This window comes from Clostridium sediminicola (assembly GCF_050402865.1).
Classification (GTDB): domain Bacteria; phylum Bacillota; class Clostridia; order Clostridiales; family Clostridiaceae; genus Clostridium_AF; species Clostridium_AF sediminicola.
Genome location: NZ_BAABMF010000004.1, coordinates 205,976 through 220,571, shown reverse-complemented (window position 1 = coordinate 220,571; position 14,596 = coordinate 205,976). Strand labels below are relative to the sequence as shown.

The following is a 14,596-nucleotide window of genomic DNA, read 5'->3' as shown; positions in this document are numbered from 1 at the left end:
TTTAAATTATAATAAAAAGATGTATCCATTGTGTGTCCAAAAAAACAAAGGCATATACAATAAAAACCACCAAAGTGGTGGTTTCAAATACTATCATAAAACTAACAATAAGTTATATTGCTTTAAACTAACTGATACTCCTTTAATATCTTTTCAATATCTGTACCTTCAATAGCTTTTAATGCCCTTTTCAGTACAAATCGTTCTTTAAATCCTAACTTCATATCGGTAATTTTTTTACCATCTCTTAGTTGAACAGTTGAATCGAATAAAGATCTTACATCAAAAACACTTCCCCATACTTCTGGTACGCCTCTATCTACATTTAATAGGGTATACACAGATTCCATTCCCGTACGAATAGAATACTCAGTAGTAAAAATCGTATCTCTAACTGTTTCTGCAAATTGTCCTATGAAGGCAAAGTTCACCGCTCCTTTAGGTACAACATCAGGTCTGTCACCTGCAGCTCTTGGCATAAAGAATGCTGAAATATACGGCATCATACATGGTACAGTATTTGCACTGTTTTCAGCCATATCTGGAATCTCATTTTCAGGCACACCCATATGATAAAGCCATTCCATACAAATTTCTTTACCGGTACAATCTCTCATAGCTTTCTTCACATAGTTACCAGGTTTATCACTAAATAATCCATAAATCCAACCGACTAATTGGTCTTTTGGTTGATTTCTAAATTGAGGTTGTCTGTTAAATGTCCAACTCATTAACCAGTTGGAATCTTTTACTGTTACTATACCTCCTGTAACTACATTTCCTGAAAACGGATCACGTTTACAGATTTTTTCAACATAGGGTGGAATTTTAGTATCCAATGTAGTCACTGTTGCACTAATCCAATTACACTGTTCTGGATTATGACAGAACTTTTCTGGATTACCGAAGGACGGATCTTGAGCAGCAATTTTGCGCCACATATCCCAACCGCCACCTTCTTTGATTTCCGTATTAAACGGTGCTGGTTCATTCTGACTTCCTAATGTTGAATTTTCAACACAACCACCATTAGTAATAAACACCATATCATCTTCAGTTAAATCAATGAATTCTTTTTTACCATCTCTAATAAACTCCAGTTTTTGAGCTACTTTTTTGTCTTTTCTAATATCAAACTGGATATTTACAACTTGGGTTCCGTAATGAAATTGAACATCAAAAGATTCAAGATATTTAATCATAGGTAAAATCATTGATTCATATTGATTATATTTTGTAAACCTCAACGCTTTAAAATCAGGTAATCCACCTACATGATGAATAAATCGTTTAATGTATAATTTCATTTCTAATGCGCTGTGCCAATTTTCAAAAGCGAACATGGTTCTCCAATACAACCAAAAATTAGTATTTAATACCTCATCACTAAACAACTCATCTATACGTTTATCATAAAGTTTTTCATCCGGTGTAAAAAACAATTTCATTATTTCGGTAGACGCTTTATCAGATAAACCAAATTCACCATTAGTTTGCCCATCTTCACCACGATTCATTGTTGCACGCATCAAAGAATAATTTGGATCTTTTTTATTCAGCCAATAATATTCATCTAGAACACTGACACCTTCTGTCTCAATAGAGGGAATATCACGAAACAAATCCCACATACATTCAAAGTGATTGTCCATTTCTCGACCACCACGCATAACATATCCTAAATTGTCATACTCATAACCATCACATGCTCCACCGGGAATCGGATCTTTTTCCAATATATGAATACGCTTCCCTTTCATCTGTCCATCCCTCACTAGAAAACAAGCTGCAGCAAGAGCTGCTAAACCTGAACCGATAATATAGGCTGATTTTCTATCAATACCTTCCGGCTTTAAAGGTTTTGCAAATGCTTCATAATTACCACTAGAATAATACATATTAGTACCTCCGTTTTAATTCAAAATCATAATATTTCTTATAACTTTATTTTAGTAGTAACAAAGATTAAATAAAATATACAAAAAAAGACCAATGATAAAAATTTTATCAAATAGTCCAATTTGTCTAAAAATTTGTTCCCGTTATTTATCTGTTCTATAATTCTCTAAAGCTTTTTCAATATCTCCTTCAATTAATATTCTCAATCTAGAAATAATTCGAGAAGGATTATCTTTCATATCATTTTTTATCCAATCTAATACAAGTCCTACAAAACCATACTTATAAAAATCAGCAATAAACCTTTGATCATCTTCCCTAACCTTTAATCCTTTTGATTTTTCTTTTACTACATTAATAAGCAATTGATATGTTACTTCATATAGGTACTTTTCCACTTGCTCACGACTAATACAATGATAAACATTCATAATAAAAGGTTTATTCTCAAGGACTTCCTCAAAAATCTGCAAAAATCCTTGATCCCAAGTCTCATAAGTTTTTTTACCTTCCAAGGCTTTCCTTGCATCTTCAGTACAAGACCATTCAACTAAGTCATATATATCTTTGAAATGATAGTAAAAAGTCATTCGATTAATACCACAGTCATTGGTAATTTCATTTATAGTTATTTTATTTAATGGCTTTTTTAATAATAAATGCTTCAAAGAAGCTTCTAAAGCCCTTTTAGTTAACGTCGACATATCAAACTCCTATCTAATATACTATATTATCAATAAGACTATTACAAAGTAACACTTGCTTTCTTAACCAATACCTCTTTTCTTACAATTGTTTTCTATCAACTTTACAGCCCAATCAATAATTTCATCATTTGCATCAACTACAAACTCTTGTCCTCTTCCTACTGATTGGAAATAATCTTGTTTCCAATTATTTTCTTTATGGTGACTTATATATACTTTTTTAAATATATCAGGTAAATCCCAACGAGATTTTGAATAACCTTCCTTAGATAATATTAGTTCAGAGCTATAATTAAAAACTCCATATCCTCTTATATTTTCATTCCAAGAAGCATTTTTCTTTGCAACATATATTTTATTATTAACTTTATTTCTACCTACATGAGGATGATATTTCATCCAACTTGGAATGTTATCTTTATCCGGATCATTAATTATTTCATGTACTTGCATATATCCATAAAGTATATGTTTACCATCTTTATCACTTGGGTCAAAAACTAATTTATTATTTTTATAAATAGTTCTTCTAAACCATCCAAAAAATAAAAATATATCATCTTCTTTTACACCTCTATTTTCTAAATGTTTTTGAGCACCTCCACATTGACCAAAAACACCTCTCCATTTTTCATCTCTTTTTATAGCATTAAAATTTATATCTGGATCAAAATGACAAGTCGTATCCTTGTTAAATTCATTCCATCCTTCTGCTGAATGTATTCTTTTCTTAAAATTAGTTATAACATCATAATAAGTATTTGATTTATCATATCTTAAATCACTATATTTTATTAAATCATTCTTATCTGGTATAGGTAATGAAATCATTTTTCCATCTGATAAAATAGGACTTGGACACCCTCCAGACTCAGAATCAAAACCTTTTCTACTAAAAATTATTTTCAAAATCTTGTCTCCCCTTTAAAATAATATGTTAATACGTAAACTTAATATATGTCTGAGAATTCAATTTGTATTTGTTCTTTATTTTTATTAATATCACATGCAGCTATTTCTTCCAGAGAGTTTTCTACTAGTTTTTGGTCAGGGAGTTCTATAATAAATTCACTTCCATATCCTAGCTTACTTTTTAAAGTAATTGTGCCTCCTTGAAATTTAACAAAAGACTTAACAAGTGATAAGCCAATACCACTTCCTTCACGATTTCTTGAAAGAGATTTATCAACCTGTATAAATCTATCAAATACTATTTTCTGCTTATCTTCTGAAATACCTATTCCCGTATCTTTTACTGAAATAACAATACTTTTGCCTTTATCCTTTAAGTTTACAAATATACTTCCATTTTTGTCTGTAAACTTTATTGCATTAGATAAAAGATTAAGCAATATTCTTTCCATTTTATCTGGATCACATGTCATTATCTTTTCTTCTACATCAGTATCGAATATTAAATTTATATTTTTATCTTCAACATATTTTGCAACTGATAAGGTAATATCTTCAACAACATTGACAATATTTAATTTTTTTAGATTTAATCTGAAATAACCAGCATCTATTTTCGTAATATCAATTAAATTGTTAACTAATCTTATCAATCTGTAACAATTTTGTTTCATCATACCTGAGTACTTTATCATTTTATGTATTTCACTTTTACTTGATTTTTCACTTAGAATCAAGTTGAACATCTGTATTGCCCCTAACATTACAGTAAGCGGGGTTCTAAGTTCATGTGAAATATTGGCTATAAATTCAGTCTTTACTCTATCGTATTCAAGAGCCTCTTTTAACAATCTTTCCTTATCTTTAACACTTTTACGTAATTTTTCTGCTTGCTTTCTCTCAGTTATATCTCTTACAACACTCAAAATGGTTTGCTTTCCGTTCCATGGAAAAGAAGTTGAAACAACTTCAAGATCTACATTTTTTCCATCTGACCTAACAATCTTATATTCGCAGTAGGGACCAACATTTATATTATTCTGTATATCATTAGCTCTTTTGTCAAAAGTTTGGTGAAATTCTCTATAAATAAAATCTTTTATGGATTTTCCAATTAGCTCTTCACTCTTTTTTGCTCCAAACAACTTTGTTGCAGCTTCATTAACAAATATCATATTAGATTCAATGTGAATAAAAATTGAATCAGGTAAAAGTTCTACTAAAAGACGATATTGTTCTTGACTTTCTTTTAATTCTTTTGTTCTTTTTTCTACGGTTTTTTCTAAGCCTTGATTAATTTCTTTAATTCTTTTGTACATTATGGCATTTTCAATTGAAATAGCTGCCTGAGAAGATAATATTTTTAATACTTCAATGTGAATTCTATTAAATACTCCAATGGAGATATTGTTTTGTAAATAAGTAACCCCTATTAAATTTCCTCTATAAATTATAGGCATACATAGAATAGATTTTGACTGATTTCTTACTATATACGGATCAGTAGAAAATAACTCTTCATTAGATGCATCGTCTAAAACTATGGTTTCCTTTGTTCTTATTGCATAATTCACAATACCTTGACAAATATCCTGGCATTCTTCTAAGGGAATGCTCTGCATAACTGACATATTCTCATTATTGATTTCACATTCAATAAGGAATTTATCTTCTGACTTCATTATAAAATATCCCTTTTCAGCACCTGAATTTTCCACAACAATTCTAAGGAGCTTTTCAAGTAACTTATCTAACTCAATTTCCCTAGAAATAGTTTGAGATGCTTTGATAACTGCATTCATATCTATTACATTTGTATTGAATGGAAAATCATATTTTATATCTTCAGGAGTAAAATCATATCCTTTTTGTGCCAACATCATTCCCCGCTTTCACCTAGTTTTTTTCTAAATTAAAATTATAATATATTCTATATATTCTATTTATTCTATGTTTTTCCTTGTTAAGTGTCAAAATTTTTCAATGTTAAAAAAGATTAGTGAATTTAAATATTATATACTAACAATACGTAAAAACTTTTTCAATAATTTTGATTTTGTTTAAAAATGTGACAGAAAGCCATGTGACATTTTTTAAATTTTTATTTACATAAAAAAAACTGCTATTGGCAGTTTTTCTATGTTTATATCCCTTATGCTTTTATTTAAACTATTTACCCTTTAATATTTCTTATTTTTTTCCAAATAATTTTCTTGCAATCTTTATGACTTTATTTATTATACTTTCATGTTCATAAGGCTCATTGATTGCAATTTGTGCTAATTCTTTAATTCTTTCTAATGAACCAGTTCCAGCAATAAATCTTCCAGTATGACAGAATACTGCATCACTAACTCCCGTTATTTTTGCAAGTTCTTCCTCTCTTTTACCAAGCCAAGATTTAGGAATGATAACATCTTTATAGAATCAGATAAATCTATTATATCTGACTTTTTATTAATTATAGAATTATAGTATTCCTTATCAACTTTCTCAATTTTCTCTGTATTTAAGCAATACTTATGTTCCTTATATAATCTACTTAATAGATTTCTTAATCCTGCATGTAAATATTCAAAAGAACTGTGCTTTTCATCTTTAAAGCTTAAATATATAACGGGATACTTACCTTGAAGATCCATAATTTCTTTATTTTTCTCTATATTAAGATCTTTAAAAAGATGTTTATTGTCTTTTTCATTTTTCTCGAAAAAATATTTAATCATGCTCATATTAAGAGTTTTCCCAAACCTTCTGGGTCTTGGTAGTAAAATAGTTTGGCCATGACTCTCCCAAAACTCTTTTATTAATAAAGACTTGTCAACAAACAAATAATTTTCTTCTATTAACATTTTAAAATCACTTATTCCTATTGGGATTCTTTTCACTGCTTTCACCTACTTTACTTAAGATTTATATTAGTTTAGAAGTGGTTTATCTTTATCATTAATTATATCCAAGTAAGCATTTTTAACAATACATTATATCCGATTAAGTATTTTTTAATATTTATTAGTTTACTGCCAACTCCGCTCTTTGCAAACTTGGCTTAACTGAAATTATAAATATAGCTAATACCATTACAATATTATTAGCTATATTTAAATTAAAACTTTTGAAAAAGAAAAAAACTCACGTCGTAAAATACGACGTCAGCCTAGTTAGGAACATATATTATTAAACAAATGCTTCATAAATCTTTTTACTCTTACCATTTACAATAGCCACTTCTTCTTTAACTTCAGTAATATTAGCTTTTTCTTTTCTGAAATCAAAAATTAGTAGGTACCCTTCATCTAACCCATACTGCTCTAGATATTCTCCAAGCTGTAATAGCCCTCTTTTGTGGTATACTTCACCATACCACTTTTTCAACTCTATTATATACATTTTTTCTTTATAAGTTATTACTACATCAAATCGTTTTTCTTCAGCTCCTTGCACTTCTTTGAATGCAAATCCTATCCCATTTACAATAGGACTTATAAAAGCTAAAAATACAAGCCTTCCATCTGCTTCTAGAAATTCTTTCCGCTTTTTAGAATACTCTTTTTTCATAAATTCTTGGAACTTTATTAGTATTTTCTTTACATCCAAAGTTCCATCTTCTTTTATAAAAAAAGATTTATAATTATAATCTGACATTACACTCTTTCTATCTTGTCTTATAATTTTTATCATCATATGATCATATAAAAGTTGCTCATATATTCTATTATTAATTTTACATATGTTTTCTTTATTTTTCAATAAACCATAAATGGTTCCCAAATTTATAATTTTATCTGTTTTAATATAAGAAATAGTTTCTCCATCTATAATAATTTTTTCTACAAATCTATATAACTCTTCATTATTTTCAATATTCTTTATCAAAGAATCAAAGTTGGTATTGCTATCTTTTAATATTTCCTTAACAGCCATATCCATATATTCTTTTTCCCATACAAATTTATCCACTGGCATTATTCTCTCATCAATAATTTTACACAATTTACTCACCAAAAATGGATATCCTGAAGTATAGTAATATAGCTTTTCTGAGAAATACTTTCTATCTAGTGATACTCCCTTATTTTCAATGTAATCATCTAACATTGTTTTAATTTCTTCAGGTGAAAAACTCATATCCACAGTGAAATCTGAAGCAATATTCCAAGGGCTATTATATTTTTCTTCTTCCCCTGGTCTTATTCTTAATTTTAAACTCTTTACATCATGTACTCCAGCTAATATAATGCTGTGAAAGGTATAATCTTTTTTTCTCTGTGCTAATAAATACTTATTCCTTAGCATACCTAAAAAGCTTAAAAATAATTGATTGTTGCTGCTTTTGTCAACCTCATCTATAATTAAAACTACTTTCTTATTTACCTTTTTAATAAATTTAGCTATTGCTTTAGATAAATCTTTAAAAGAGTTCACTTCATTTTCTAAACCTTGTAAAAATAAAGCCAACTCTTCATCATCAAAAGCCAAAGTATCTGCCAGTATATCCAAAAATTCTTTTGAGAATCTTTTTTCTTTCTCAAATATTAAATCTCCAATACCTTCAAAGCTAGTAGAAATCACTAAGTATTCTTCGCTGTTTTCTAAAGCTCTTTCTATCATATATATAGATGTGGTTTTTCCAAATTGTCTTGGTCTATTTATAGTAAAATATTCTCCATCTTCAATAAGCTCCATTATTTTTTCAATTTTATTCGATATATCTATCATAAAATGCTTCTCTGGTATGCACGTACCGGTAATATTAAATCTCTTTCTCATGATTATCACCTCTTACTCTTTATTCTACCATAAATGCTATCTTTATAAACTTTCAAAGAAAACAAAAGTAAATTTTCCCATAAATTCAAGGAATATACAAACTAAAACAACCTTGTCTGTTCCTCCACCTTAAATCTTGAAGGTACCATAACTTCAATATCTTCTTCCTCGCCTACCATGTGCTCACTTTTTAAATATTTAACCCCAGCTCTTAATTTTGATGGTACAAGATTTAATACATAAATATTATCAAATCTATTGTATATAGAATCTCCACTAAGTCCAGTTAAACATATAAGTTGAGTATTGCTTTTCTTTGCAATATCTATAAGAGGTTTTAATAAATGAGCCGAAGATGTTTGTGCAAATGGATTATCCATGATAAGGACTTTTCCTTCTTCTTTTCTGTTAAATATATCTGTTTCATCTTTTCTCATATAAGATAATAAACTTGAAAGTACTACAAATGCTGATAGGAAACCTTCTCCCCCTGAGTTTGTGGAAACTTCATTCCAAGTTATTAGTCTTTGTTTTTCTTCCTCTATTTTATATAATTTAATGATTATTGAACTTATAGATACTACTTCATCATAAAGCTTAAATATATTTATCCTATTCCCTACTGTTTCTTCAATGCTTTCATTTTTCTCTAGAGTTAATATACATTCATCCCTTAGGTTTTCAAAGTAATCTTTTAGTCTAATCTTATATATTTCTTTGTTTTCTTCCCAATCTGTAACTGAAATATTTAGCATTTTTACTCTTTTATTTCCTATTGTTATGGATGAGTTATTATCAATTCTTCCGATATTTTCATGAACTTCATTTATGTATTCTAATAGACTTTCTAAAATATTAAATTCTTCCTTTTCAATAAGTTCTATATCATAAGCAATTTTGTCCATAAGTTTTTTATAACAATCTTGGAGCATCAATAATTGTTCTAAAAGTTCCTTTGGAGTTGACACAAGTTTTCTAAGAGTGTTTATAGGGTCTATAAAGAATGAATCCTCTTTAAATTCCTTTTTATCTGCAATATCAAACATTATATCTCTTAGTAAGTTTTCTTTTTTACTCTCATCTTTTTTAAGATTATTTAAGTCCCTTTTTAGTTTTCCTATAGTCTCATCCAAATTATTAAACTCAAATTTAATAGTAAGTTCTTCTCTAATATTTAAATTGCTATGTTCGCTTAAATTACTTAAATTATTAGTTATTCTCAGATTTAGTTTATCTAGTTTATTCTTTTCTTTTACTTTATCATCAATTTTTACATTTATTATTGCCTTTTCTTCACTGTAATTCTTCTCAAATATTAGGCTTTTATCCTTGGCTATATTTTTATCAAACCTTAATTTTAGTTCTTTATAAAACCTATCAAAATCAGCATTTGCAACTCTTAAGTTTGATTTTATTTCTCCCAAAACTTCTTTTAGTTTATTTAAACTATTTTCTTCTTTTTCGATATTTTGTTCTGTTTCTCTTTCCTTAAATCTATCATAGATTACAGTGGTATATTCTTTTTCCTCCAAAGCATATTGGTTTACTTTAAAATCAAGATCCTCATCTACTTCGTTAAATCTTTTTGTAGCCATTTCTTTTTTACTTTGTAGCTCTTCTTCTGAACTCTGAATTTTCTCAGTTAAAGCATTATATTCTGAAATTAAATCTTCTTTGTCCTTTTCTATGATAGAACCACTTTTATATGCTTCAAATTTGATTGAATCTTTTGCAATTCTTTCTTTTTCACTTTTATGATATCTTATACTTTCTTCACAATCATATAATTCTCTTCCGATTTCTTTATTTCTTTTGCTATCTTTTTCAATTTGAGAATTAGTAATTTTGATTCTTTCTTCAAGATTTAATAGAGAAGCTTTATTTTTTTTATATTCCTGGTATTCTTCTCTTAATCTTTCAAAATCTTTCCCTTTTCTTTTATTCTTTTCAATTTCCTTATCAAAACTAGATAATTCCTTTTGGATAGACTCTATAGAAGTTTTAAAATTTGAGATTTCTTTCTCTAGCTTTATTTCTAATGCTCTTAATTCTTCACTTTTATTCTTTAAAACTTCAATTTCTTTTTTTAATCCCTCATAGTTTTCTTTATTTAATAAAGAATTTTCTATAAAACTTTTCTTCTTAGAATAAAACTCTATGTCCTCTTCTTTTGAAATAATTCTATCTATTGTTTTATCTAACTCAGCTTTTTTATTCTGCATTAATTTTTCTAATTCTTTTTCGTTTAAAAGCTTATTATTAAAAGATACAAAGAATTTCAAATTATTAAAATGTAATAGATTCTCCTTTGTACTATCTAGTGCTTTTCCTAAATCTTCTCTTTTAATTATTGGAATTGGAGTAGATGTAAATATTTCTAAAGATTCATTTTCTAATATCTCTATTTCTCTAGCATCCATAATTATAGAGTATGGAATAAAAGGATTATTTTTTATAAACTCTTCATTTTCTTTAGAATCTCTGCCATTTTTCTTAATCCAATCCATTCCGTATATTATATTTATATCTTTTTTCCTAAAAGCTTCTTCAATTTCTTTTGGTATTTCTAACACTCTTCCTGATCTAAGTTTTTCTAATTCTTCTTTTTGTTTATCCATTATTCTTCTAAGCTTTCTCTCATCTTCTTTTATAAAATTTATTTTTCTTAGAAAAGCTTCAATAATTTCATTAGATTGGAATAATTTATCTTCTTCAAAATCTATATATTTGATTTCTTCAATTCTTTTTTCTATTTCCTTCTCAAATTCATCTAAATTTTCTTTTTTACTTTCCAAATTATATTTTGTAGAATTTATTTCTAAAGAATTATTTATTTTTTCTCTTTCTTTACTTTTTATTTCATATTGATTGTTCTGCAGCTGCTCGCCTAATTTTTTTCTTTGTTTTTCTAAATTCAAAGCATTTTCCTTAATAGATTTATCTAGTTTTACAAGCTCTTCCTCATCTAAAAAGCCCTCTAAATTTCTAAATAATCTTTCATCATATTCTTTATTAAATTTAGTTTCTTCCTTTTGAAATCCATAAATAACTCCTAATAATCTACCGCTTCTATTATTTAAATCCACAATAGTCTTTCTGTTTATTTTTAAATTTTCTTCGTTCTCCCCTTTTTCTTCTGTAAGACATTGCTTCAATTCAATTTTCTTCTTTTCTTCTTCTTTTGTTTTAATTAATTCTTCATTAAAAACTTTTCTCAATGTATAACCTAAATCATTGATAATTGCAAAATATATTCTCTATGTTTCTCATATTTATCTAAATGGTTTTTATAATAACTTATATCAAATCTTGTTGATACTCTAAAACTTAATTCTTCTAAAAAATCACTGTAGTCTTTCTTTTCCTTCACTACTCTATATCTTTTATAAAGCTTTGGAGTTTTTCCATTGCCACCACTATTTTTTATTGGATTTATTTCTTTCTTTTCTATAAGATCATTTACTAAATCACATAGTTTTTTATACTCTCTTATCTTAAAGATTTTTTCTATTTCTTCTAAATTAATAGTTTTTTTCTTTAGACTTTTTAGTTTAGACATATTTTTCACATCCCATTTTACCAATTGTTCCATGTTTTCTTCTACATTCAATTTATATTGCTTTTTTAACAAAAACCTCTTTTCTATCTAATTATACCCTAAATCATTAGTTGGTAAAACAAGCATGGTTTAAGTATGAATAGTTATAGAGACAAACTTCTTCCACCCCTTGGATTCTCAAAATCACCTTTGTATCTTGGAATAAGATGTACATTAAGGTACATTATAGTTTATCCAGCATCATATCCAATATTTATCCCTACATTGTATAGAGATTTTACTGTGAAATTTGATTTAATCTCCATTCATTAATGTTTTATTTTTTCCTTACAGGTTTCCCATCTGCAACCTTCAACAAATTATTCAACAATCGTTCCTTCTCAACAACCTTACCCAAAATACTATATTTCTCCATGCCTTCACCATTTAAATAAATATTAAGCTTATTAAACAAGCAGTCATCATGTAGATTATTAATAAATCCTTTCATCTCATCAACAGTATAATCCTTGTTTTCTATAAACTTCTGTGCTTCAATAAGCTTACCTTTTCTGTATGTAAGCACAAACATTCTACATGATTTATAAATAGAAACATAATCTAGTTCTTCTATCGGAGCTAAAAGTACACTTTCCTCAAATAATTTCGGCATATTAGCTTTAAATAACATCAATATGAATTCAGATATTGCTCTTTTATCTACATCAGTTGCATCATCTGGAAAAGATACAAAAACTTTTGGTCTTAGTATCAATGTATTCTTTAATATGTCCCCTTTAAAACTCTTATTCAAATCTTTACTTACCTCATTTATATCAATCTTATCCTGAAATAAATTCGCGTAAAGAGGTACATTAGGGTAAGTTTTTATATTTTCGAATTTATATTCTATTACATCTTCTCTTTTTTTACTTTTAACAATTATTTTGTTTTCTCTAAAAATTACTGCGTATACATTCCTCATTAGTTTGCTCCTTACTATATTATTGTTTAATAATACGTTCATCAGTTAATTTTTTCCTACTATAGTTTACACACTTATCTATAATTCTATCACAAATTCACAGTTAAACTTATTAGTACATAGTACCATTACGATAAAGATTTCTTAGCTGTTTACTTTTACTTTTTTATCCATACAAAAAAACTGCCACAATAGGCAGTTTTGTTTTTAACTATTTTATTATCTAGCAATAAATTCTTTTACATCTACTACACTTTCCCAGCGTAACTCACAAATTGTAGCTTGAATAGATTTTTCATTTTCAGTACCATTTATATATTCATCATATCTATCCAAGTCAAATATTAAATTCCAACTTTCCTTTACTTTAGCTCTTAATTTATTTAGTTCTTTGGAATTTTTATTAAAGTTCTGTAAGTCAAATAATGTTATATTATTTTTATCCATTTCTCTATAGAATAAATTATCATCTTCTTCATTTTTAGGTAGATACCAGTAATTCAATACATAATGAAATAAATCAAAATTGGATAACAGTACTTTATCCTCTTCAATTTCAAATTCAATTCTATATAGTTTTGTTCCTTTCTCTGCATAGCCACTACATCTCAAATCAGGCTTCCTTCTCTTAGTTCCTCTCCACTGATACCAAGCCCACACTGGATACTTTGATGAATTAGAATTCTGCACTTTCAATCTTTTATTCATTTGGTAAACCATCCAATCGTAAGCCATTCTAAAATCATCATCAACAAACTGTGATTTACCCTGTAATTTCTTATTAGCTTTTAATTCATTAAATCCATTTTTATCTTTAATCGTCCAAAGTTTTATAATAATTCATCCTTTACTTTATTTGATAAAATAAGTTTAATGTTATTCTACCAAACAGTAAAATAATATTCTAGAGTAAACCTGTTTTATTTCATAAAACTCATATTTTAGCTTTGACCTATTTTATTCTTCAACCTTCTACCTGCTAAATCAACAATAGCCCTTAAAATAGTTCCAAATATTTTTTTAAAAGGATTCAATCTTGTATCATAAAAATAGTATGAGTTCAACCATCCCTTATCATGCCAATAATCATAATCAGCTTGTGAAGTAAAAGTCTTTGATCTCAAACAATTAAACATAAAAATTTCATAAAAAGAAGGAATTTCTGAAATCCCACTTCTAATGACTCCCTTAAATCTATCAGCAAGTTTATTAAGATACGATGTCATCTTATTATGATAACCTTCATCATACCCCCAAACAGAATTATCTTTCTTATCCTCAAAATACATAGGAGAAATAATATTAATACTACCAATTAAATTGCATCCCCATCCAGTAACTGTCATTTTCATATACTTACTCACTTGTTTATGTCCTCCACCATCACTAGTAACTACAATTATAGCAGGCACTCCAACTAATTCCTGTCGATGAAATAAAAAGGACATTCTATCAATAATTCTTTTTAATAGTGCTGGAACTTGATATGCATATACAGGGGTTGCAAATATAATTCCATCAGCAGCCATTAATCTTTCTCTTATTAAATATACATCATCTTTACAAGGACAAAGTTTTTCACTCTTCTTAAAGCATAAACCACACCCTATACAGTCTTCAATTTTATAGTCCTTTAAAAAAATATAATCATAAGTAATATTCTCAGCATCTAATCTTGATTCAATTTCCTTACACACATTAAAACTATCTTTTTTTCTTGGACTCCCTATTAATACAACTATGTTCATTTTGTTCCTCCTCGCGTACTATCCAACGTTGGATAGT

Annotated in this window: 12 protein-coding genes and 1 pseudogene; all 13 read right to left on the bottom strand. The window is 27.7% G+C overall.

Going from position 1 to position 14,596, the window contains the following annotated elements; all coding sequences use genetic code 11:
• Nucleotides 1-122: 122 nt before the first annotated feature.
• The 13 genes and pseudogenes from ACQ3F0_RS09795 to ACQ3F0_RS09735 all read right to left on the bottom strand — a co-directional run bounded on the left by ACQ3F0_RS09795 (nucleotide 123) and on the right by ACQ3F0_RS09735 (nucleotide 14,559).
• Nucleotides 123-1,898, bottom strand: a complete 1,776-nt coding sequence (locus ACQ3F0_RS09795) for an oleate hydratase (RefSeq protein WP_428865048.1) — start codon at nucleotides 1,896-1,898, stop codon at nucleotides 123-125.
• A 144-nt stretch (nucleotides 1,899-2,042) separates the two neighbouring features.
• Nucleotides 2,043-2,603, bottom strand: a complete 561-nt coding sequence (locus tag ACQ3F0_RS09790) for a TetR-like C-terminal domain-containing protein (RefSeq protein WP_428865047.1) — start codon at nucleotides 2,601-2,603, stop codon at nucleotides 2,043-2,045.
• Nucleotides 2,604-2,666: 63 nt separating this feature from the next.
• Entirely contained in the window at nucleotides 2,667-3,515 is an 849-nt protein-coding gene (locus tag ACQ3F0_RS09785) for an Nmad3 family putative nucleotide modification protein (protein ID WP_428865046.1), read from the bottom strand.
• A gap of 41 nt (nucleotides 3,516-3,556) precedes the next feature.
• Entirely contained in the window at nucleotides 3,557-5,401 is a 1,845-nt protein-coding gene (locus ACQ3F0_RS09780; RefSeq protein WP_428865045.1) for an MASE3 domain-containing sensor histidine kinase, read from the bottom strand.
• 307 nt (nucleotides 5,402-5,708) lie between these two features.
• A complete protein-coding gene (locus ACQ3F0_RS09775) occupies nucleotides 5,709-5,882 on the bottom strand; it encodes an MYG1 family protein (protein WP_428865176.1) in 174 nt (57 codons plus the stop codon).
• The gene (locus tag ACQ3F0_RS09770) at nucleotides 5,879-6,406 is read right to left on the bottom strand and encodes an AAA family ATPase (protein WP_428865044.1); all 528 of its coding nucleotides are present in this window, start codon (nucleotides 6,404-6,406) and stop codon (nucleotides 5,879-5,881) included. Before ACQ3F0_RS09770 ends, ACQ3F0_RS09775 begins: the two co-directional genes overlap by 4 nt.
• Nucleotides 6,407-6,695: 289 nt before the next feature.
• Nucleotides 6,696-8,288: an AAA family ATPase gene (locus ACQ3F0_RS09765; RefSeq protein WP_428865043.1), complete on the bottom strand. Its 1,593-nt coding sequence runs from the start codon at nucleotides 8,286-8,288 to the stop codon at nucleotides 6,696-6,698.
• Nucleotides 8,289-8,389: 101 nt separating this feature from the next.
• Nucleotides 8,390-11,506, bottom strand: coding sequence for a hypothetical protein (locus ACQ3F0_RS09760; protein WP_428865042.1), 3,117 nt, complete (start codon nucleotides 11,504-11,506; stop codon nucleotides 8,390-8,392).
• Nucleotides 11,507-11,514: 8 nt separating this feature from the next.
• Nucleotides 11,515-11,847: a hypothetical protein gene (locus ACQ3F0_RS09755; RefSeq protein ID WP_428865041.1), complete on the bottom strand. Its 333-nt coding sequence runs from the start codon at nucleotides 11,845-11,847 to the stop codon at nucleotides 11,515-11,517.
• Between the two features lie 143 nt (nucleotides 11,848-11,990).
• Nucleotides 11,991-12,116: pseudogene (locus ACQ3F0_RS09750) on the bottom strand (HIT family protein); the annotation flags it as partial.
• A 47-nt stretch (nucleotides 12,117-12,163) separates the two neighbouring features.
• The gene (locus tag ACQ3F0_RS09745) at nucleotides 12,164-12,811 is read right to left on the bottom strand and encodes a hypothetical protein (protein ID WP_428865040.1); all 648 of its coding nucleotides are present in this window, start codon (nucleotides 12,809-12,811) and stop codon (nucleotides 12,164-12,166) included.
• Between the two features lie 219 nt (nucleotides 12,812-13,030).
• Entirely contained in the window at nucleotides 13,031-13,630 is a 600-nt protein-coding gene (locus ACQ3F0_RS09740; RefSeq protein ID WP_428865175.1) for a DUF3841 domain-containing protein, read from the bottom strand.
• Nucleotides 13,631-13,752: 122 nt separating this feature from the next.
• Entirely contained in the window at nucleotides 13,753-14,559 is an 807-nt protein-coding gene (locus ACQ3F0_RS09735; RefSeq protein WP_428865039.1) for a flavodoxin family protein, read from the bottom strand.
• Nucleotides 14,560-14,596: the final 37 nt, after the last annotated feature.